The following is a 16,967-nucleotide window of genomic DNA, read 5'->3' on the forward strand; positions in this document are numbered from 1 at the left end:
GCGTCCCGTCGTCGGGCCCCGGAGCGGACCGGAACGGGTTTTCGTGATCACCCGCCGAACGGACGACGTGGTCAGTGGGCCGGCGGATGACATGATGTGCCGACAACAGCTGACGCTACGAGGAAGGGTGCTGCTGTCTGATGGCGCACTTCGAGGCCCGCACGTCCACGGCATCCGGGCGAATCGTGGTCACGCTGACCGGTGAGTGTGACCTGGCCGCCCAGGCTGAGCTGACGGGCGTGCTGTCCGCGGCGGTGCGCGCCGCGCCGGTGGTGGTGGTCGACGTCGGCGGGCTGCGGTTCCTCGACTCCACCGGCCTGCACGGCCTGGTGACCGCCCATCAGGAGGCACGCGCGAGCGGCCGGCATCTGTACGCCGTGAACGCCGCCGGCCCGGTAGCGGCCGTCCTCGACATCACCGGCATCGGCAACCTGCTGCGCCCGCCCGCCGACGACTCGCGGCTGGCGGGCTGATGGCGGCCGACCAGCGAGAGACCCGTACCGTGGCCGAGCAGCCCTCGCCCGCCCTGCGCACCGACACCATGGCGTACGAGGTGGCGAACGACCTGCGGGCGCTGCGGGCGTTCGTCTGCGCCGGCGCCGTCGCCCGGGGCCTGCCGGCCGATCGGGTGGAGCTGCTGGCGCTGGCGGTCAGCGAGCTGGCCACGAACACGTTGCAGCACACCTCCGACGGTGGCCGGGTCCGGCTCTGGGCCGAGGGCGACCAGTTGTTCTGCGACGTCGTCGATCGGGGCCCGGCGCGGGCGTTCGGCCGGGTCATGCCGGCCGCCGACGCGGTACGGGGTCGCGGGCTGGCCATCGTCGAGCAGATCTGTGACGAGGTGGCCGTGCTGACCGCCAGTGAGGGCACCGTGGTCCGGATCCGACTGGCGCTCTGAGCGCGGCGGCTCAGGGCAGCACGCGCACGGCCAGGGTGCACGTGTCGTCGTCCGGGCTGGGATGGTTGAGCAGGTCACGCAGCCGGGCGAGGGGCTGCTCACCCGGCGTCGCGGTGAGCGCCGAGAGGGTTTTACGCACCTGCGGCAGCAGGTCCTGCTCGGGCGCGCGTCTCTCGACCAGGCCGTCGGTGTAGAACAGCACGACGTCGCCGGGGTTCAGGCGCGGGGCGAGCACCGGGTACGCGGCGTCATCCCCGGCGCCCAGCAGCAGACCCGGGGGGCGGTCGAGCGGGTCGGTCTGGCCGGCGCGGGACAGCAGCGGCACCATGTGCCCGGCGCGGCCCCAGCAGAGCACCCGGGTGGCCGGGTCGTACACCGCGACCACCGCGGTTGCGGTGATCGAGAGCTGCCCGCAGAGCCGGTTGAGGTGCCCCAGCAGCACCGACGGGTCCTGGATGCCGATCGAGAGCCAGGCGACCAGGGAGAAGCGCAGGTGTGCCATCCCGCTCGCCGCGTCCAGTCCGTGACCGGCGACGTCGCCGACGGCGAGCACGACCTTTCCGTCCGGCAGGGACTGCGCGTGATACCAGTCCCCGCCGACCCGCGCGGTGCTCTCGGCCGGCAGGTAGTTGACCACCGCCTCCAGGCCGGCCAGCGGAAACGGGTCGCGGGGCACGGGCTGGATGAGGTTCTGCAACTGCCCGGCGAGCCGGTGCTCGGCGAGGGCTGTCATCTCCCGCGTCCGCAACTGGTCGCTGAGTCGCTCGATGGCGGTCCGGGAGTCCACCCGGGCGGTCACGTCCTGCACCACCGCGTGGATCTTCAGCGGTGCGCCGTCCGCGTCGCGGGAGACGTCGGAGAGGATCCGCAGATACCGGACCGCGCCTGCCGCCTGGAACCGGACCGTCACGTCCGAGGACGCGCCGCTGTCCAGTGTCTGCCACGCCGTCTCGCTCAGCATGTAGTCGTCGGGGAGCAGGGCGGCTGCCTGCTCGGTGCGCGACAGCGGGCCGAGCGCCGGATCGCGCTCGAAGATGCGGTACATCCCGGGTGACCACTGGCTGACCCCGCTGGCCAGGTCGTACTCCGCCCAGCCGAGGCTGCCCAGCAGCTCGGTGCGGTCCATGCGCCGGCGGTCCTCGTCGAGGCGCTGCCAGGACACCAGCAGGCCGCCGAGGACGCGGTGCACGTGGATGTCGAACAGCGAGTCGGCGACGACGCCGGTGCGCTTCTCCACGTACCGGAAGTCGGCCAGGCGCCCGGACGAACCGGTGGCGAGGACCTGCTGGTAGAGCTGCCAGAGGGGGCCGCCGACCATGCTGGGGTACAGCTCGCTGAGCCGGGCGCCCACCCGGTCGACGCCCCGCCCGTAGATGTCGTGGCTCTGGCCGCTGGTGGCCGCGATCCGGAAGTCGGCGACCGCCCGGTGGTCGTCGGGCACGGGCACCAGCCACGTACATCCGGCCGGGACGACCGCGAGGATCTCCCGGACGACCGCCTCGACCGGACGCGTCGCTTCGGCGGCGTGCCCGCCGGGACCACCGTGGTCCGCCATGGCACGAAGCCTAGTTGTCGGAGGGCTGGACGTTGATGACACCTCGCTCGACGTCCAGCGGGTGGTTCATCGGATCGCCTGACCGACGCGGGGTGTCGTGAATCGCAGGAGCGGCAGGGCGATGAGCAGTGCGATCGCAACCAGGAGGCTGCTGACCCATACCGGGCCGAGGTCACCAGCATCGGCCCCGAGGGTCATTGCGGCAACGACGGGGCCGCCAGCGGCGCCGATGTTGAGCGCCGCAGTCGCGTACGACCCTGCCATTGTGGGCGCGCCTGCTGCCTCGTAGAGCACCCGGGCGATCAGGGTGCTGCCCAACGCGAAGGAGAGCGCGCCCTGTACGAACACGAGCAGCAGAAGCGCCACCGGTTCGGCGGCCAGGGCCGCCAATGCCACCCAGCCGAGCAGCAGCAACGGGCCGCCGATGGCGATCACGATGCGGGGGCGCTGATCGGAGAGCCGACCGGCGACGGTGACGCCGACGAAGGACCCGACCCCAAAGAGCACCAGCGCGACCGGGACCCACAGGTCGCGCAGGCCGGCGGTGTCAGTCACGATCGGTGCCAGGAAGGTGAACGTGGCGAAGGTGGCCGCGTTGACGAGGGCGCCGAGCAGCATGACCAGGAGCAGCCTGGGCATCGCGAGTTGGGCGATCTCGTTCCGAAGAGACGAGCCGGCCGGAGCGCCCTGAGGGGTCCTTCCGGCACGGGTCGGGATGCCCTTCACGACGCCGAAGGCAGCGGGAACGCAGAGCAGTGCGATCGCCCAGAACGTTGCGCGCCAGCTGAGCAGCGTGCCGAGCACGGCACCGCCGGGAACTCCGGCGATGGTGGCCACCGTCGTGCCCGAGAGCAGCACCGCCAGTGCGCGCCCTTTCTGATCGGTCCCGACGAGCGTCGCGGCCGTGCTCAACGCCACCGCGAGGAAGCCCGCGTTGGCCAGGGCGGCGAGCACGCGGGTGACAAGGAGAACCGCGAAGCTCGTGGTGAGGACGCCCACGACGTGGGCCACGGCGAAGACCAGCACAAAGCTCAACAGGCTGGCCTGTGCGGGCCAGCGACGCGCAAGCGCCGCCATCAGCGGCGCGCCGACGATCATCCCGGCAGCGAACGCCGAGGTCAGAAGCCCGGCGGTTCCGACCGACACGTCGAGACTCGTGGCGATGTCCGGCACCAGGCCGGCGAGCATGAACTCCGAGGTGCCCATGGCGAAGACCGCCACGGCAAGCAGGTAGAGCGGGAGAGGCATCGAGAGCTCCGAGGTGAGCGAGAAGGAGAAGGAGACGTCTCGTCACCGCGGCCAGCGCCCCAAGGCGTGCGCGCACCTGTCCCACGCAGCGAAGGCTGCTGGGAGCGGGCTAAGAACTCAGTGGTTCAGGGGGCTGACGGCGTGACCGAAAGCCCCCACCGTGGATGCCTCAGGGCTCGACATGGCGCAAACATTACTCAGGCCCGCCGGTCATCGTGCAACCGTTTTCCGGGAGCGAGCGCCGTCAACCTCGCGTCCCGCGACACCTGTTCGCCGACCAGCATCCGGCCGGCGTATCGAGGTGGCTCGTTTGCCGGTGGAACCACGGTGGGACGAGACGCGCCGCCGATGCGCCCGCGTCGAGGCGTGCCGGCTGCCACAATGCGGTCAGTCCGGTCGGTGGCGCCGGACGAGGGAGACCAGGAGGACGGCCATGCCGGACAGCGCACGCGAGGCGGAGCTGCTCGACGCCGAACGCACCCTGCAGGCCGCGCAGCGGGCCGGTGACGTCGCGGCCCTCGATCAGTTGCTGGTCGACCAGCTCATCGCGATCGGCCCCGACGGCCGCCAGCACGGCAAGGCCGAGGACCTGGCGGCGCACCGGGACCGGACCTCGATCATCGAGGAGCTGGTCGAGGAGGAACTGGACCTGCTCGTCGTCGGGCGGACCGGCGTGACGTTCTTCCTGGGCCGGGTCGCCGGGGTGTTCAATGGTGAACCGTTCGCCGCGCGCCTGCGCTACACCCGGACGTGGGTCCACGACGACCCGCACGGCTGGCGGATCCTCGCCGCACACATCAGTCCGGTCTGACCCGCCCTACCTCCCGGCAGGCCGGCTTCAGCTCACGGTGGCGTCGATCGGGCCGAGGCGCAGCAGACCGTCGTTGAGCGGGGTGCAGCGGATGCCGCCCGTGGTGCGCAGCGCCTTCCAGGCGCCCGGACCGACAGTGACGTCCATCCAGGCGCACGGGCGGGCGGCCCGGTTCACCCGCAGGCTGACCGGGCCGTCGCCGGAATCCAGGATCAGGACCCGGCCGATCAGCTCGTCCACGGCGATGCCGGCGGTGAGGATGTTGCGCCGCACCTGTGCGAGGCCGATGCCGGCCGGCAGGGACTCCTGGGCGATCACTGTCACGCTGGCGTCGCGGTGCGCCGGCTTGCCGAAGTAGCGGTCGCCGACGATGCCGAGGTCGGCGCGGATCTGGACGCTGTCCACCAGCTCACCGGGTGGCGCGGGTGCCGGGCCGTCGCTGGGTCGGCCCAGGAAGCGGTGCACGGGCGAGGCCAGCAACTCGACGATCTGCGCCATGGCACGGATTCTACGAACGCGACGGTGCCCTCCGGGCGGGTTGCGCCCCGAGGGGGACGGCGGCACGGTGACCGCCGCCCCCGGCGGGTCTCAGGCCGGTGTGCCGGTGACGGTGAGGTTGCGCAGCCGGCCGACGTTGTCGAACGAGCCGAAGCCCACCCGCCCCGAGCCGAAGGTGGTGTCCTTCGCGGTGAGCAGCGGGTCGCGGTGTCCGTCGACGTAGACGGCGATCTCGCCGGTGGCCGGCAGGTGCACGACGCGTACGCGGTGCCACTCGGCGTCGGTGATCGCCGGGTTGGCGCCACGGGAGCGGCCGTTCCACTGGTGGTCGATGCGCTCCCGGTCGGCGTTGTTGACCTTGAAGATGCCGTTGTGCGGATAGATCGTGTTGTCGGTGGAGAGGTGGGCGTAGTAGAACTCCGTGTCCGAGCGCCAGCCGAAGACGATGATCACGTCGCGGTTGCTGATCTCCACAGGTGTGTCGAGTCGTACCCGGGCATCGATCCGCACCGACGACCACGCCGGGCCGGCGGTCAGCACGGCGTACTCGAAGGGCCGGCGCGGGCCCGGCCGACTCTCCCCGGCCTCGGCGAGGATGACCTGGTCGCGGGTGAACTGCCACTTCGCGGGCGTCACCGGCGCCCAGTTCGCGGCGCCCGACGTGTGGCGCACGGTGGTGTCGCCGACGTCGCCGCTGGCGAACTCCCTCATGCCGGTCACCTTCCAGATCGTGCCGTTGGCCTTGGCGACGAGGTACAGCTCGCCGGCGGCGTCGGTGCCGAAGCGCAGGTCGACCCGGTTGGGGTCGCCGGGGGCGCCCGGCGCGGAGAGGTCCCGCATCCGCACCGGGCCACCCGCGGCGTCGAAGAGCGCGAGCTGGTGGATCGGCGCGAGGCCGTGCCCGCGGCGCATCTCGTTCGCCTCGGTGTAGAGCACCCGGCCGTCGACGAGGTCACCGAAGACGTACTTGCCGCGCAGCGCGGGCACCGCGCGTCCGCGGTAGACGAACCCGCCGGCCACCGCGACGCCGACGTCCGCGGTGCAGTTCCAGTCCGCGGCGGGGTCGTGGTCGTACGCGGCGACGGGGTACGTGTAGCCGTAGCGCGCGTCGTCGGCGGGCAGCGGGAACAGCCGGTCGCAGGGGTTGGTGGCCGCCTTGTCGAAGACGAAGGAGCCCTCGCGCTCGCTCCAGCCGAAGTTGTCGCCGGCGCGGACCTCGTAGATCGCCTCGATGGCGTGCTCACCGATGTGCCCGAGGTACATCCGGCCGGTCGCCCGGTCCCAGCTGAACCGGTGCGGATCGCGAAAGCCCACGGCGTAGATCTCGCCGAGCGCGCCGGCCCGCCCGACGAACGGGTTGTCGGCGGGAATGCCATACCGGCCGTTGGCCGAGTTGGTGCCGCGCGGGTCGATGCGCAGCAGCTTGCCGTGCGGCAGGCCCAGGTTCTGCGGGTCGGTGTTGCGTACGCCCAGGCCGCCGTCGCCGACGGCGAGGTACAGCAGGCCGTAGTCGCGGTCGTGGCGCTTCGCCGTCGGGTTGAAGTTGATCTCCTGGATGCCGTGCACCTGCCCGCCGAAGCCGATGCGGAGCACCTCCCGGCGGGTGCCGGCGAAGGTGTCGGCGGCCGGATCGGTGGCCGTCCACTCGGTGATGACACCGTGGTAGATCGTGCCGGCCTGGGCGTGGTCCGGTGGCGTGGTCGTCGCCGAGGCCAGCTCGGTGTGGATGGTGTAGAACCGGCCGTTGACGCCGAACTCGGGGTGGAAGGCGACGTACCCGAAGCCCTGACCGAGCCCTCGGCCGGAGAAGAACTGGGGCGCGAAGGTGGCCGCCATGTCGAGGTAGACGTGCGGCACGCCGTTCTCGACCAGGTAGAGGTTGCCGTTCAGGTCGGGCACCGCGCGCCGGCCGGAGCCGTCGGGAAGCTCCATGATGGTGTTGATCCGGGCGGTCCGCATGAGCCGCTGGTCGGTCGGCGCGGGGGTCGGGTACGACTGCGGGAAGCGCGCGTACTCGCTCAGGACCAGCCCGAGGCGGGACTGGGTCGGCATCTCGGGGATCGGGTCGTAGACCGCGTCGGCGGCTCGGGCGGGGGCCGCGACCAGTGTGGACAGCACCACCACGAGGGCGGTGAGGCCGGCCCTCAGGGTGGGTCGGCGGTGGAGGGTGCGCACGCGTGTCTCCTTATCGGTGGGACGGTGCCGAGGGTGGTCAGCGGGCCAGGTGGTGGTACTGCCTGCGCACGTCCCGCGCGGAGACCACGCTGTCGAGGAACAGCAGGCCGTCCATGCGGCAGTCGCAGGGGTTGCGTTCGAGCGTGTCCTGCGGGAAGCTCCCGCCGATCTTGATGCCCCGCGGGTCGGAGGCGGTGGTCACGTGCGGGCCGGGCCCCGACACGAGCCACGGATCGTCGGCGCGGGTGTAGAAACCGTCGACGGGTTCGCCGTTGCGGTAGAGGGCCAGCGCGCCGGTGCCGAAGTCGAAGGTGGCCGCGAGGTGCACCCACTCCCCCACCGGCAGCAGGTCCCGCCAGTCCGGCCGCGCGGCGAACGTCTGCGAGTTGCCGCCGTCGAGGCGGCGGCCGAGCGCGACGAGGCGCAGTTCGCCGTCGACGTCGATCAGCTCCAGCAGGGCCCGGACGCCGTGCCCGTCGGAGTCGCCGGTGAGCAGGCCGGCCAGCCCTATCGCGTTGTACCTGTCGTCCGGGTCGGCGGTGGTGGAGTTGAGCGCCGGGCTGTCCATGTTCAGCTTGAACCAGCCCATGATGGTGGTGCCGCCGGTGGCGCTGAAGGCGCGCAACGTCCGCACCCCGCTGGCCGACCACGTCCCGGCCTTCCAGTCGTCGTTGCCGGTGGTCGCCGGGTCGACCTGCCGGGTCTGCACCGCGTTGCCGCTGCCCCGGTAGGCGCGATCGGGCACCCGCATCGCCGCGCCGCCGTTGATCAGCTCGATCTCGGTGCCGGAGCGGCCCTGGTCACGCTCCAGGGCCGGGTCGCCCGGCACCGGGTGGTCGAAGTCGTACGCGGCGACCAGGTGCGTCCGCAGGGCCGGGTGGACGTCGTGCGCGGTGCTCCGGTCCGCCTGGGCCGGCGGCACGCCCGCGCCGGTCAGCACGCCGACCATCAGCAGCGAGACGGCGACGATTCGGGCTCTGGACATCGTTCACCTCGTTTCGCGGCACGCCGGTGCCCGCTACGTAAGCGCTTACGTAAGCGCTTACGTACCCTAGGCTTCGACGAACGTCACTGGCAATAGATCGGGTGACATGGATGTTTCCGGGGAGTTGCGGATGCCCAGGGCTGGCCAGCGGCCCCGCCTCGTGGAGGTGGCCGAACGCGCGGGCGTCTCGCTGGCCACCGCCTCCCGGGCCCTCGCCGGCCGCGAGGGGGTCAGCACCGAGGTGGCCGACCGGATCCGGCGGGTCGCCCACGAGCTGGGCTACGTCGCCAACCCGTACGCGCGCACCCTGGCCGGCGGCGCCCGGTCCACTGTCGGGCTGATCGTCCACCAGGTCGACGACCCCTACTTCTCCGAGATCGCCGCCGGAGTCATCCAGCTCGCCGCCGAGCAGGGGCTGCTGGTGCAGATCTGCCAGTCCGGCCGCGACCCGGGCTACGAGCTGCAACAGCTGCGCCACCTCATCGCCCAACGGGTCGGCATCATCCTGATCAGCGGCTCCGGGTACGACGACCCGCGGGTCGAGACCGAGGCCCGCGCCGAGCTGGCGGCGTTCCAGGACCACGGCGGCCGGGTCGCCGCCATCGGCCGACACGCGCTCGGCGTCGACGCCGTCCTGCCGGACAACGAGGCCGGTGGCCACGCGCTCGCCACGCACCTCATGGACCTCGGCCACCGCCGCATCGCGGTCGCCGCCGGCAGCGCCGGCCTCACCACTGTCGCCGACCGGCTCGCCGGCGTGACGTCCGCGCTGCGGCAGCGCGGGCTGCGCCCCGACGACCTGACTGTCGTGCACGGGGACTTCACCCGCGGTGGTGGACGCGCCGCCACCGAGCAGATCCTCAACGAGCACCCGGAGACCACGGCGATCATCGCGCTGAACGACGCCATGGCGATCGGCGTGCTCTCGACGCTGCGGTCGCGCCGCGTGCCGGTGCCCGCGCAGGTCTCCGTCGTCGGCTTCGACGACGTGTCCGTCGCCGCCGACCTCGCGCCCAGCCTCACCACCATCCGACTGCCGATGGCCGAGATGGGCCGCACCGCGCTCACCCTCGCCCTCAAGCCCCGCTCGGCGCGACCCCGCCGCCGCGCCACCGGCCACCTGCTGGTCGTCCGCGACTCGACCGGCCCCGCGCCGACGACCTGACCGGCGGCGGGGGTGCGGTCAGACCGCCAGGGCCGCCCGGACCTCCCGCTCCGCGGTGACGCCGCCGTCGCCGTCCGAGGTGACCCGGCCGGACTCCAGCACGTGGTAGCGGTTCGCCACCCGCAGTGCGAAACCCAGGTGCTGCTCCACGAGCAGCACGCTGAAGCCGGGCTGTCGGGTCAGCTCGACGATCCGTTCCTGGATCTCCGCGACCACCGACGGCTGGATGCCCTCGGTCGGCTCGTCGAGCATCAGCAGCCGGGGCCGGGTGATCAGCGCGCGGGCGATGGCCAGTTGCTGGCGCTGGCCGCCGGAGAGCAGCCCGGCCCGTCGGCGCAGCAGCGGGCGCAGCGCCGGGAACAGGTCCAGCACCTCCGCCGTGGCCACCGCGCCGTCACGCCGGCCGTCGGCGACCAGCCGCAGGTTCTCCCCGGCCGTCAGGTGCCCGAAGCACTGCTGGCCCTGCGGGACGTACGCCATCCCACGCTGCACCCGCTCGTGCGGTGCGAGACGGGTGACGTCCTCGCCGTCCAGCTCGACGGTGCCGGCGCTGGGGCGCAGCAGGCCCGCCGCGACCCGCAGCAGGGTGCTCTTGCCGGCGCCGTTGTGCCCGAGCACGGCGGCCACCCCGTCGGGCGGGACGGCGAGATCCACCCCGTGCAGCACCCTCGAACGCCCGTATCCGGCGTGCACCCCGCGCAGGGTCAGCATCATGCCTCCAGACCGCTGGGAACCGCCCCGGCGTCGACCGGGTGGCCAAGGTAGACCTCCTGCACACGCGGATCCGCCTGGACCTGCGCCACAGTGCCCTCGCTGAGCACCTTGCCGGCGTGCAGCACCGTGACGCTGCGCGCGAACCGGCGCAGGAAGTCCATGTCGTGCTCGATCACCACCACCGTGCGGTCCCGGCTCACCGTCTCCAGCAGCGCGCCGGTGGCGTCGCGTTCCTCGTGGCTCATCCCGGCGACCGGCTCGTCGAGCAGCAGCAGCCGCGCGTCCTGCACCAGCAGCATGCCGATCTCCAGCCACTGCTTCTGGCCGTGCGCGAGCGTCCCGGCGAGCTGGTCGGTCCGCCCGGTCAGGCCGATGGTCTCCAGCGCGGCGGCCACCTCGTCGGGGATCCCCCGCCGGCGCCGCGCCAGCGTCACCCAGCTCCGCCGGGCGCCGGCCGCGATGTCGAGGTTCTGCACGACCGACAGCTCCTCGAACACCGTGGACGTCTGGAACGTCCGCCCGATGCCCAGCCGGCTGATCCGGTGCACCGGGCGGCCGAGCAGCTCCTGGTCGCCGAACCGCACCGAGCCGGTGGCCCGCACCAGGCCGGTGACCGCGTCGACGAGGGTGGTCTTGCCGGCGCCGTTCGGCCCGATCAGGAACCGGATGTCGCCGGCCGGCACCTCCAGCGAGACGCCGTCGACCGCGGTGAAGCCGTCGAAGCTGACCCGCACGTCACGGACGGACAGGCCGTCCAGCCGATCGCCGCTCATGCCGCCGGCACCTCCGCTCGATCGCCGCGTCGCCGGCCCAGCGGCGACCATCCACGCCGGTCCGACGCCGGCCCGGGGGCCCGATGGCGGGTCAGCGCCCACAGCGACGCCAGGCCGCCGGGAAGGAACGCCACCACGACCACGAAGAGCAGACCCTGCAGGTACGTCCAGGTGCCTGGGAAACGCTCCGACAGGGCGGTACGCGCCCAGGCCACCGCCACCGCGCCGAGCACCGGGCCCAGCAGCGTCGCCCGGCCACCCACCGCCACCCCGATGACGAACTCGATCGACGGGACGATCCCGATCAGCGCGGGCGAGATGATGCCCACCGCCGGCACGAACAGCGCCCCGGCCAGCCCCGCCATACCGGCCGCGACCACGTACGCGACGAGCTTGACCGACGCCGGGTCGTAGCCGAGGAAGCGGACCCGCTCCTCGCCGTCGCGGACCGCCACCAGCAGCTCGCCGTAGCGGCTGTGGATGAGCTGGCGGGCCAGCGCGAGCAACGCCAGCAGGACTGCGGCGATGATGAAGTAGACCATCCGCTGGTTGACCGGGTCGTCGAGGTCGTAGCCGAAGAAGCCCTGGATGTCGGTGAGCCCGTTGGTGCCGCCCGTGGTGCCCTGCTGCCCGATCAGGAGGATCACCATGGCGGCGGCGAGGGCCTGACTGAGGATGGCGAAGTACGCGCCCCGCACCCGGCGGCGGAACACCAGCGAGCCGAGCCCGAAGGCGACCGCCATCGGCAGCAGCACCGTTGCGGGCAGCGCGAACCACGGGCTGGCGAAGGGCCGCCACCACAGGGGCAGCTCGTCGAGCTGCCCGTACAGCTGCATGAAGTCGGGCATCCCACCCGGGCCCGCGTCGGCGAGCTTGAGGTGCATGGCCATCGCGTAGCCGCCCAGGCCGAAGAAGACGCCCTGGCCGAGGGTGAGCATGCCGCCCCGGCCCCAGGCGATCCCGATGCCCACGGCGACCATGGCGACGCAGAGGTACTTGGCCAGCAGAGCCAGCCGGAAGTCCGACAGCACCAGCGGCGCCACGGCGAAGAGCAACGCCGCGCCGAACGCGAAGCCCGCCGCCGCGCGCAGCCGCGACCGACCCCCCGGCGGGTTCGGCGGTACGGCGCCGGCGGGCGCCTGTCGCACGGCGGTGTCCGGTGGGGCGGGCGTCACGGCGGTCATGCGAGGCTCCTGGTCCGCAGGGTGAACAGGCCCTGTGGTCGCCACTGGAGGAACGCGACGATCGCCACGAACACGATCACCTTGGCGACGCTGAGGGTGGTCAGGTACTCCCCGGTGGCCTGGAGCACGCCGAGGGCGAAGGCGACGATCACGCTGCCCTTGAGCTGGCCGATCCCGCCGACCACGACGACCAGGAAGGCGTCGATGATCAGGTTGGTGCCCATTGTCGGGCCGATCGGGCCGAGCAGGGTGAGCGCCACCCCGGCGAGCCCGGCCAGGCCGGAGCCGAGGAAGAACGTCGTCCGGTCGATTCGAGCGGTGGGAATGCCGGACACCGCGGCGAGGTCGCGGTTCTGCACCACCGCGCGGATCCGACGCCCGAGCGGGGTGAGCCGCAGCGCCAGAGTGAGCGCCGCGACGGCGGCCAGGGCCAGGGCCAGGATGAACAGCCGGTTGTTGGCGATGGTCAGCCCGCCGGGCAACGCCACGTTGCCGGTCAGCAGGTCCGGCGCGCGCGTCTGCACGTTCGGGCTGCCGAAGACGTCGCGGGCGAGCTGTTGCAGCATCAGCGACACACCCCAGGTGACCAGCAGGGTGTCCAGCGGGCGGGCGTAGAGCCGGCGGATCAGCAGGATCTCCAGCAGCACACCCATCGTGCCGGCGACCACGAAAGCCACCGGCAGCGCGACCACCAGCGACAGGCCGGCGGAGGTGATGCTCTGCTGCAGGACGTACGTGGTGTACGCGCCGGCCATGATGAACTCGCCGTGCGCCATGTTGATGACGTTCATCTGACCGAAGGTCAGCGCCAGCCCGAGCGCGATGAGCAGCAGCACCGCGCCGATGCTGATGCCGGTGAAGAGTTGACCGAAGAGGACTGTCACGGTGGGTACTCCGTACTGCTGGTCGGGTGGCCCGGGCGGGCCGCGCGGCAACACGGCCCGCCCGGGCCGGCGTCGTCAGCTCAGGCCGCTCGCCCACGGGTAGGTCTTGAGGAACGGGTCCGGCGCGACCGGCTTGCCGGAGTTCCACACCTCGGTGATCAGACCGTCGGCGCCGATCTTGCCGATCCGGGCGGTCTTGGCGATGTGCTGGGTCTTCCCGTCGACGGTGACCAGGCCCTCCGGCGCGTCGAAGGTGATCCCGTCGGAGGCGGTGCGGACCTTCTCGACGTCGAACGCGCCGGCCTTGGTGACCATCGCCTTCCACAGGTAGACGCTGACGTAGGCGGCCTCCATCGGGTCGCTCGTCGGCTTGTCCGCGCCGTACTTCGCCTTGTACGCGGCCACGAACTTGCTGTTCGCCGCGCCGGGCGTGGTCTGGTAGTAGTTCCAGGCGGTCAGCTGGCCCTGAAGGTATTGCGTGCCGATGCCCTTGACCTCCTCCTCGGCGATCGACACCGACACCACAGGCATCGCCGCGGCGGTCAGGCCAGCCGACTTGTACTCCTTGAAGAAGGCCACGTTGCTGTCGCCGTTGAGGGTGTTGAACACGGCAGCCGCGCCGGACGACTTGACCTTGTTGACGATCGTGCCGAATTCGGTGGACCCGAGCGGCGCGTAGTCCTCGCCGGCCACTGTCATCCCGTTGGCGGCCGCGTACGCCTTGATGATTTTGTTGGCGGTGCGGGGAAAGACGTAGTCACTGCCGACCAGATAGACCGACTTCACCCCCTGGGCCTTGAGGTAGTCGAGCCCGGGAACGATCTGCTGGTTGGTCGTCGCTCCGGTGTAGAAGATGTAGGGCGACTGTTCCAGTCCCTCGTACTGCACCGGATAGAACAGCAGCGCCTTGTTCTTCTCGAACACCGGCTTGACCGCCTTGCGGCTCGCCGACGTCCAGCAACCGAAGACGGCGGCGACGCGGTCCTCGGAGATCAGCTTCTCGGCCTTCTCCGCGAAGGTCGGCCAGTCCGAGGCGCCGTCCTCACCAACCGGTTGGATTTTCTTGCCGAGCACGCCGCCGGCCGCGTTGATCTCCTCGACGGCGAGCATGATGGAGTCGCGGACGGTGACCTCGCTGATCGCCATGGTGCCGGACAGCGAGTTGAGCAGGCCCACCTTGACGGTGTCGCCGGAGACGTCGGCGGTGACGCCGGCCGCGCCGCCCTCGTCACTGGTCTTGCTGCCGCACGCGCTCAGCGCGGCCGCGGCGACGACGGTCATGGCGCCCGCCAGGATGCGGCGGCTCCAAAGAAGTGACATCTATTCTCCCTGCGGTGCACTCTTGTGACGAATGGACGGTCGGTGCGGTCCGGTGGAGCTCAAGTGGGCGATGCCGAGGTCGACGGGTGGACGTCGCCGTTGGCCATCGCATCGGGTACGGGCACGCAAAGCGTCGACCGACTTGATTGCGTGAGTGTTTCCCAGCCCTTAATTGACTGTTTCCCGCACACGGTCGAAGGCGCACACCACAATGGCCGACGCCGTCAGTCGGAGACGGCGCCGGCCATGAAGAATTCGAAGAACAATGGCCACCACAATGGTCGGCGAACAGATTGCGCCAACGGTGGACACACAATCGCGGCATCCGACCCTCGGCCAGATACTTCACGCAGGAAGCATCTTAGGGTCGAGCCGGGTGGGCCTGTCAAGGCCGGACCCGACGGTCAGAGCTGGGCGAGCACCGTGAAGTCGAGCCCGTCGGCCTCGGCGAGGTAGATCCGCTGGCGCACGTGTCGCCGCCGCAGCCGCAGCCGACCGCGCGGCCCGTGGTACGCCACGGTGTCGGCGGCCGTCTCGATCGCCCGCACGTCGAGGGTGCGAGCCTGCCCGATCAGCGCGGCGAGCAGCATCACGCCCTCGTAGCAGGACTCCCCCAGGCTGCCCAGCGGCGGCGCCTCCACCCCGAACCGGCGGGCGAACTCGCCGTGGAAGTCGAGATTCTCCTGCGTCACCAGGCCGGCGAAGAAGCCCGCCGTGCTGTAGAGCCGCCGCGTCGCCCCGACACCGCTGGCCAGCAGCATGTTCTCGTCCATGAGGGTGCTCAGTCGCAGGCAGCGCTGATCCATCCCGGCGCGGGCGAAGGCCCGGTTGAACCGCACCGCGTCGGCGCCGACGAGCAGCATCACCACCGCGTCGGCCTCGCTGCGCTCGATGTGGCGCAGCACGTCGCCGAAGTCGTGCGTCTCCAACGGCAGGAACGACTGCCCCACCACCCGTCCACCGCCGCGCACCGCGTACCGCTGGGCGGCCCGCGCGGTGCGCCGTGGCCACACGTAGTCGTTGCCGACCACGAACCAGCGGCGTACGCCCTGCTCCCCGGCGAGCAGCCGCATCGCCGGCCACAGCTGGGCGTCCGGGGTCTCGCTGGTCAGGAACACCCCCTCGGTACGCTCACCGCCCTCGTACAGGGCGGTGTAGACGTACGGCACCCGGTGTGCGACCCGGGGCGCCAGCGCCTGCCGCACCGACGAGATGTGCCAACCGGTCACGCCCTGCACGGCGCCCACCGACACCAGCGCCTCGACCTCGGCGGCCACCTCGGCCGGCGGGGCGCCGCCGTCGACCGGCACCAGGCGCACCTCGCGGCCCAGCACACCGCCACAGGCGTTGATCTCCTCGACCGCGAGCTGGGCGCAGAGTTCGCAGGTCGGGCCGAACATTCCCGCCGGCCCGCGCATCGGATAGACCAGCGCGATGCTGACCACGGCCCGATCGACAGTGAGCCACGGCGGTGCCGGCGCGGACATGAGCACATGATTGCCCGGCCCACCTCGGAAGACCAGAGCTCACCACGGACCGGGACGACTCGGTACCATGGCAGGGCCACCGGCCCAGGGAGATCCATGTCAGACGTGCCCGGGGCGCCAGCCGACCTGCTGCGCTCGCTCACCCGCGCCGAACGGCTGCTCTCCCGCCGGCTGGGCGCCGTCCTGGCCGAGGATGATCTGACCACCGAGGCGTGGCGGGTGCTCTGCCTGCTCGCCGACGGTCAGGGCCACCCGATGAGCGAGGTGTCAGTCGAGGCGTCCCTCCCGCCGGGCACCCTCACCAAGCTGGTCGACCAGCTCGTCGACCGCAACCTCGTCTTCCGGCGGATCGACCCCCTGGACCGCCGACGCATCCGGGCCTACCTGACGGCCCGGGGTCTTCGCGAACACGCCCGCCTCGACGAGCTGATCCGGGCCAGCCTCGCCGACCTCGGCGTACCGGCCGATGCCGCCCTGCTCGACCACCTCGGCGACCTGATCGCCCGCCTCGACCCGGCCCGACGCCGCGACCACGCCGACGCGGCCGGCCCGCGCCACTGACCCGACGCCCGGCGGGTCACTCCACCTTGGTGAGAAGCGGCTTACCCTTCTCGACGACGTAGGTGGCCAGTTCGACGGCGATGCCGTCGCCGACGTTGCGGGCCTGATGGTGGACGCCGTACGGCACGGTGAGAGCGTCACCGACGTGGCACACCACCGGTGGCTGGCCTTCGAGCGTGTACTCCAGCGACCCCTGTAGCACGCAGATGATCTCTTCGCCGGGATGGAAGTGCTTGAACGGCGGAGAGTCCGGTGTGAACTCCACCCGGCTCTGGACGACCTCGCGGCCCTCGATGCTGAGATCGTGTCTCTGGAGATCGACACGCCACAGACCGGGTGCACCCTCTACTGCTGTCGGACTGATGCCCTCGGGCCGATCTTTCCCACTCATCACGGCCTCCTGTGCGCCGTCATCCGAACGGCGGTCGCTCCGGTTGGCACATCCTCTCGAGGATAGGAGGCTCCCCAGCCCGGCGGAGCCGAGATGCCGAACATCGGGCCGGGGCGGGCCCACCTACCCACGAAGGTGGGCGCGCAGGGTGTGCGCGTCGGGGGCGGTCGCGGTCCACAGTGTCGCCGGGCCCCCGGCCAGCGGCAGTCGGGCGACGGTCCCGTCGACCGCCGCCGGTTCGGCGGGCCGCGACGGGTCCACCACCAGCAGCGAGCCGGTGGCCGGCGCCCCGCCGAGCACGGCGGGGCCGGCCCAGCC

At 71.7% G+C, this 16,967-nt stretch carries 17 protein-coding genes and 1 pseudogene; 5 read left to right on the forward strand and 13 right to left on the reverse strand.

Features of this window, described 5'->3' with window-relative positions; translation table 11 throughout:
• The first annotated feature begins 140 nt into the window (after positions 1-140).
• A complete protein-coding gene (locus tag B0E54_RS19570; RefSeq protein WP_234586758.1) occupies positions 141-473 on the forward strand; it encodes an STAS domain-containing protein in 333 nt (110 codons plus the stop codon).
• Positions 473-898, forward strand: coding sequence for an ATP-binding protein (locus B0E54_RS19575; RefSeq protein ID WP_234586761.1), 426 nt, complete (start codon positions 473-475; stop codon positions 896-898). The genes B0E54_RS19570 and B0E54_RS19575 overlap by 1 nt, the downstream gene beginning before the upstream one ends.
• Before the next feature lie 10 nt (positions 899-908).
• Here the strand turns inward: B0E54_RS19575 and B0E54_RS19580 are convergent, their stop codons facing one another.
• Both B0E54_RS19580 and B0E54_RS19585 read right to left on the reverse strand, forming a co-directional pair.
• Positions 909-2,453, reverse strand: a complete 1,545-nt coding sequence (locus B0E54_RS19580) for a PP2C family protein-serine/threonine phosphatase (protein WP_234586763.1) — start codon at positions 2,451-2,453, stop codon at positions 909-911.
• 66 nt (positions 2,454-2,519) lie between these two features.
• Positions 2,520-3,701, reverse strand: coding sequence for a Cmx/CmrA family chloramphenicol efflux MFS transporter (locus tag B0E54_RS19585; RefSeq protein ID WP_234586766.1), 1,182 nt, complete (start codon positions 3,699-3,701; stop codon positions 2,520-2,522).
• Positions 3,702-4,134: 433 nt separating this feature from the next.
• On the opposite strand from B0E54_RS19585, the gene B0E54_RS19590 reads away from it, so the two are divergent.
• Positions 4,135-4,512: a nuclear transport factor 2 family protein gene (locus tag B0E54_RS19590; protein ID WP_234586768.1), complete on the forward strand. Its 378-nt coding sequence runs from the start codon at positions 4,135-4,137 to the stop codon at positions 4,510-4,512.
• A gap of 27 nt (positions 4,513-4,539) precedes the next feature.
• Here the strand turns inward: B0E54_RS19590 and B0E54_RS19595 are convergent, their stop codons facing one another.
• The 3 genes from B0E54_RS19595 to B0E54_RS19605 all read right to left on the reverse strand — a co-directional run bounded on the left by B0E54_RS19595 (position 4,540) and on the right by B0E54_RS19605 (position 8,170).
• Positions 4,540-5,010 (reverse strand): molybdenum cofactor biosysynthesis protein, encoded by a 471-nt coding sequence (locus B0E54_RS19595; RefSeq protein ID WP_234586770.1) that lies wholly within the window; start codon positions 5,008-5,010, stop codon positions 4,540-4,542.
• Positions 5,011-5,100: 90 nt separating this feature from the next.
• Entirely contained in the window at positions 5,101-7,185 is a 2,085-nt protein-coding gene (locus B0E54_RS19600; protein ID WP_234586772.1) for a sorbosone dehydrogenase family protein, read from the reverse strand.
• A 37-nt stretch (positions 7,186-7,222) separates the two neighbouring features.
• The gene (locus B0E54_RS19605) at positions 7,223-8,170 is read right to left on the reverse strand and encodes a LamG domain-containing protein (RefSeq protein ID WP_234586774.1); all 948 of its coding nucleotides are present in this window, start codon (positions 8,168-8,170) and stop codon (positions 7,223-7,225) included.
• A 130-nt stretch (positions 8,171-8,300) separates the two neighbouring features.
• Here B0E54_RS19605 and B0E54_RS19610 point away from each other — a divergent pair, with 130 nt between their 5' ends.
• Positions 8,301-9,335: a LacI family DNA-binding transcriptional regulator gene (locus tag B0E54_RS19610; RefSeq protein ID WP_234586778.1), complete on the forward strand. Its 1,035-nt coding sequence runs from the start codon at positions 8,301-8,303 to the stop codon at positions 9,333-9,335.
• Between the two features lie 18 nt (positions 9,336-9,353).
• On the opposite strand, the gene urtE is transcribed toward B0E54_RS19610, so the two are convergent.
• The 6 genes from urtE to B0E54_RS19640 form a co-directional block, all read right to left on the reverse strand.
• Positions 9,354-10,046: an urea ABC transporter ATP-binding subunit UrtE gene (gene urtE / locus B0E54_RS19615; RefSeq protein ID WP_234586780.1), complete on the reverse strand. Its 693-nt coding sequence runs from the start codon at positions 10,044-10,046 to the stop codon at positions 9,354-9,356.
• Positions 10,046-10,822, reverse strand: coding sequence for an urea ABC transporter ATP-binding protein UrtD (gene urtD / locus B0E54_RS19620; protein WP_234586782.1), 777 nt, complete (start codon positions 10,820-10,822; stop codon positions 10,046-10,048). Before urtD ends, urtE begins: the two co-directional genes overlap by 1 nt.
• The gene (urtC, locus tag B0E54_RS19625) at positions 10,819-12,006 is read right to left on the reverse strand and encodes an urea ABC transporter permease subunit UrtC (protein ID WP_234586784.1); all 1,188 of its coding nucleotides are present in this window, start codon (positions 12,004-12,006) and stop codon (positions 10,819-10,821) included. Before urtC ends, urtD begins: the two co-directional genes overlap by 4 nt.
• Positions 12,003-12,890 (reverse strand): urea ABC transporter permease subunit UrtB, encoded by an 888-nt coding sequence (urtB, locus tag B0E54_RS19630; RefSeq protein WP_234586787.1) that lies wholly within the window; start codon positions 12,888-12,890, stop codon positions 12,003-12,005. Before urtB ends, urtC begins: the two co-directional genes overlap by 4 nt.
• Before the next feature lie 75 nt (positions 12,891-12,965).
• Complete coding sequence (urtA, locus tag B0E54_RS19635) at positions 12,966-14,210, reverse strand: urea ABC transporter substrate-binding protein (RefSeq protein WP_234586789.1); 1,245 nt, start codon at positions 14,208-14,210, stop codon at positions 12,966-12,968.
• 404 nt (positions 14,211-14,614) lie between these two features.
• The gene (locus tag B0E54_RS19640) at positions 14,615-15,697 is read right to left on the reverse strand and encodes a substrate-binding domain-containing protein (RefSeq protein WP_234586791.1); all 1,083 of its coding nucleotides are present in this window, start codon (positions 15,695-15,697) and stop codon (positions 14,615-14,617) included.
• Positions 15,698-15,793: 96 nt separating this feature from the next.
• Here B0E54_RS19640 and B0E54_RS19645 point away from each other — a divergent pair, with 96 nt between their 5' ends.
• The gene (locus B0E54_RS19645; protein WP_234586793.1) at positions 15,794-16,258 is read left to right on the forward strand and encodes a MarR family winged helix-turn-helix transcriptional regulator; all 465 of its coding nucleotides are present in this window, start codon (positions 15,794-15,796) and stop codon (positions 16,256-16,258) included.
• Between the two features lie 16 nt (positions 16,259-16,274).
• Here the strand turns inward: B0E54_RS19645 and B0E54_RS19650 are convergent, their stop codons facing one another.
• Positions 16,275-16,649, reverse strand: coding sequence for a cupin domain-containing protein (locus B0E54_RS19650; protein ID WP_234586795.1), 375 nt, complete (start codon positions 16,647-16,649; stop codon positions 16,275-16,277).
• A 123-nt stretch (positions 16,650-16,772) separates the two neighbouring features.
• Positions 16,773-16,967, reverse strand: a pseudogene (locus B0E54_RS19655) (urease accessory protein UreD); the annotation flags it as partial.

The sequence above is a fragment of the Micromonospora sp. MH99 genome (assembly GCF_021442385.1).
Classification (GTDB): domain Bacteria; phylum Actinomycetota; class Actinomycetes; order Mycobacteriales; family Micromonosporaceae; genus Micromonospora.

Excerpts from the sequence above, each read along its gene's own strand:
- B0E54_RS19595 (WP_234586770.1), bottom strand. The coding sequence starts at position 5,010 with ATGGCGCAGATCGTCGAGTTGCTGGCCTCGCCCGTGCACCGCTTCCTG.
- urtC (WP_234586784.1), bottom strand. The coding sequence starts at position 12,006 with ATGACCGCCGTGACGCCCGCCCCACCGGACACCGCCGTGCGACAGGCG.
- B0E54_RS19580 (WP_234586763.1), bottom strand. The coding sequence starts at position 2,453 with ATGGCGGACCACGGTGGTCCCGGCGGGCACGCCGCCGAAGCGACGCGT.
- B0E54_RS19645 (WP_234586793.1), top strand. The coding sequence starts at position 15,794 with ATGTCAGACGTGCCCGGGGCGCCAGCCGACCTGCTGCGCTCGCTCACC.
- B0E54_RS19570 (WP_234586758.1), top strand. The coding sequence starts at position 141 with ATGGCGCACTTCGAGGCCCGCACGTCCACGGCATCCGGGCGAATCGTG.
- urtD (WP_234586782.1), bottom strand. The coding sequence starts at position 10,822 with ATGAGCGGCGATCGGCTGGACGGCCTGTCCGTCCGTGACGTGCGGGTC.
- B0E54_RS19590 (WP_234586768.1), top strand. The coding sequence starts at position 4,135 with ATGCCGGACAGCGCACGCGAGGCGGAGCTGCTCGACGCCGAACGCACC.
- B0E54_RS19575 (WP_234586761.1), top strand. The coding sequence starts at position 473 with ATGGCGGCCGACCAGCGAGAGACCCGTACCGTGGCCGAGCAGCCCTCG.
- B0E54_RS19610 (WP_234586778.1), top strand. The coding sequence starts at position 8,301 with ATGCCCAGGGCTGGCCAGCGGCCCCGCCTCGTGGAGGTGGCCGAACGC.
- urtE (WP_234586780.1), bottom strand. The coding sequence starts at position 10,046 with ATGCTGACCCTGCGCGGGGTGCACGCCGGATACGGGCGTTCGAGGGTG.
- B0E54_RS19605 (WP_234586774.1), bottom strand. The coding sequence starts at position 8,170 with ATGTCCAGAGCCCGAATCGTCGCCGTCTCGCTGCTGATGGTCGGCGTG.
- B0E54_RS19640 (WP_234586791.1), bottom strand. The coding sequence starts at position 15,697 with ATGTCCGCGCCGGCACCGCCGTGGCTCACTGTCGATCGGGCCGTGGTC.
- B0E54_RS19650 (WP_234586795.1), bottom strand. The coding sequence starts at position 16,649 with ATGAGTGGGAAAGATCGGCCCGAGGGCATCAGTCCGACAGCAGTAGAG.
- B0E54_RS19585 (WP_234586766.1), bottom strand. The coding sequence starts at position 3,701 with ATGCCTCTCCCGCTCTACCTGCTTGCCGTGGCGGTCTTCGCCATGGGC.
- urtA (WP_234586789.1), bottom strand. The coding sequence starts at position 14,210 with ATGTCACTTCTTTGGAGCCGCCGCATCCTGGCGGGCGCCATGACCGTC.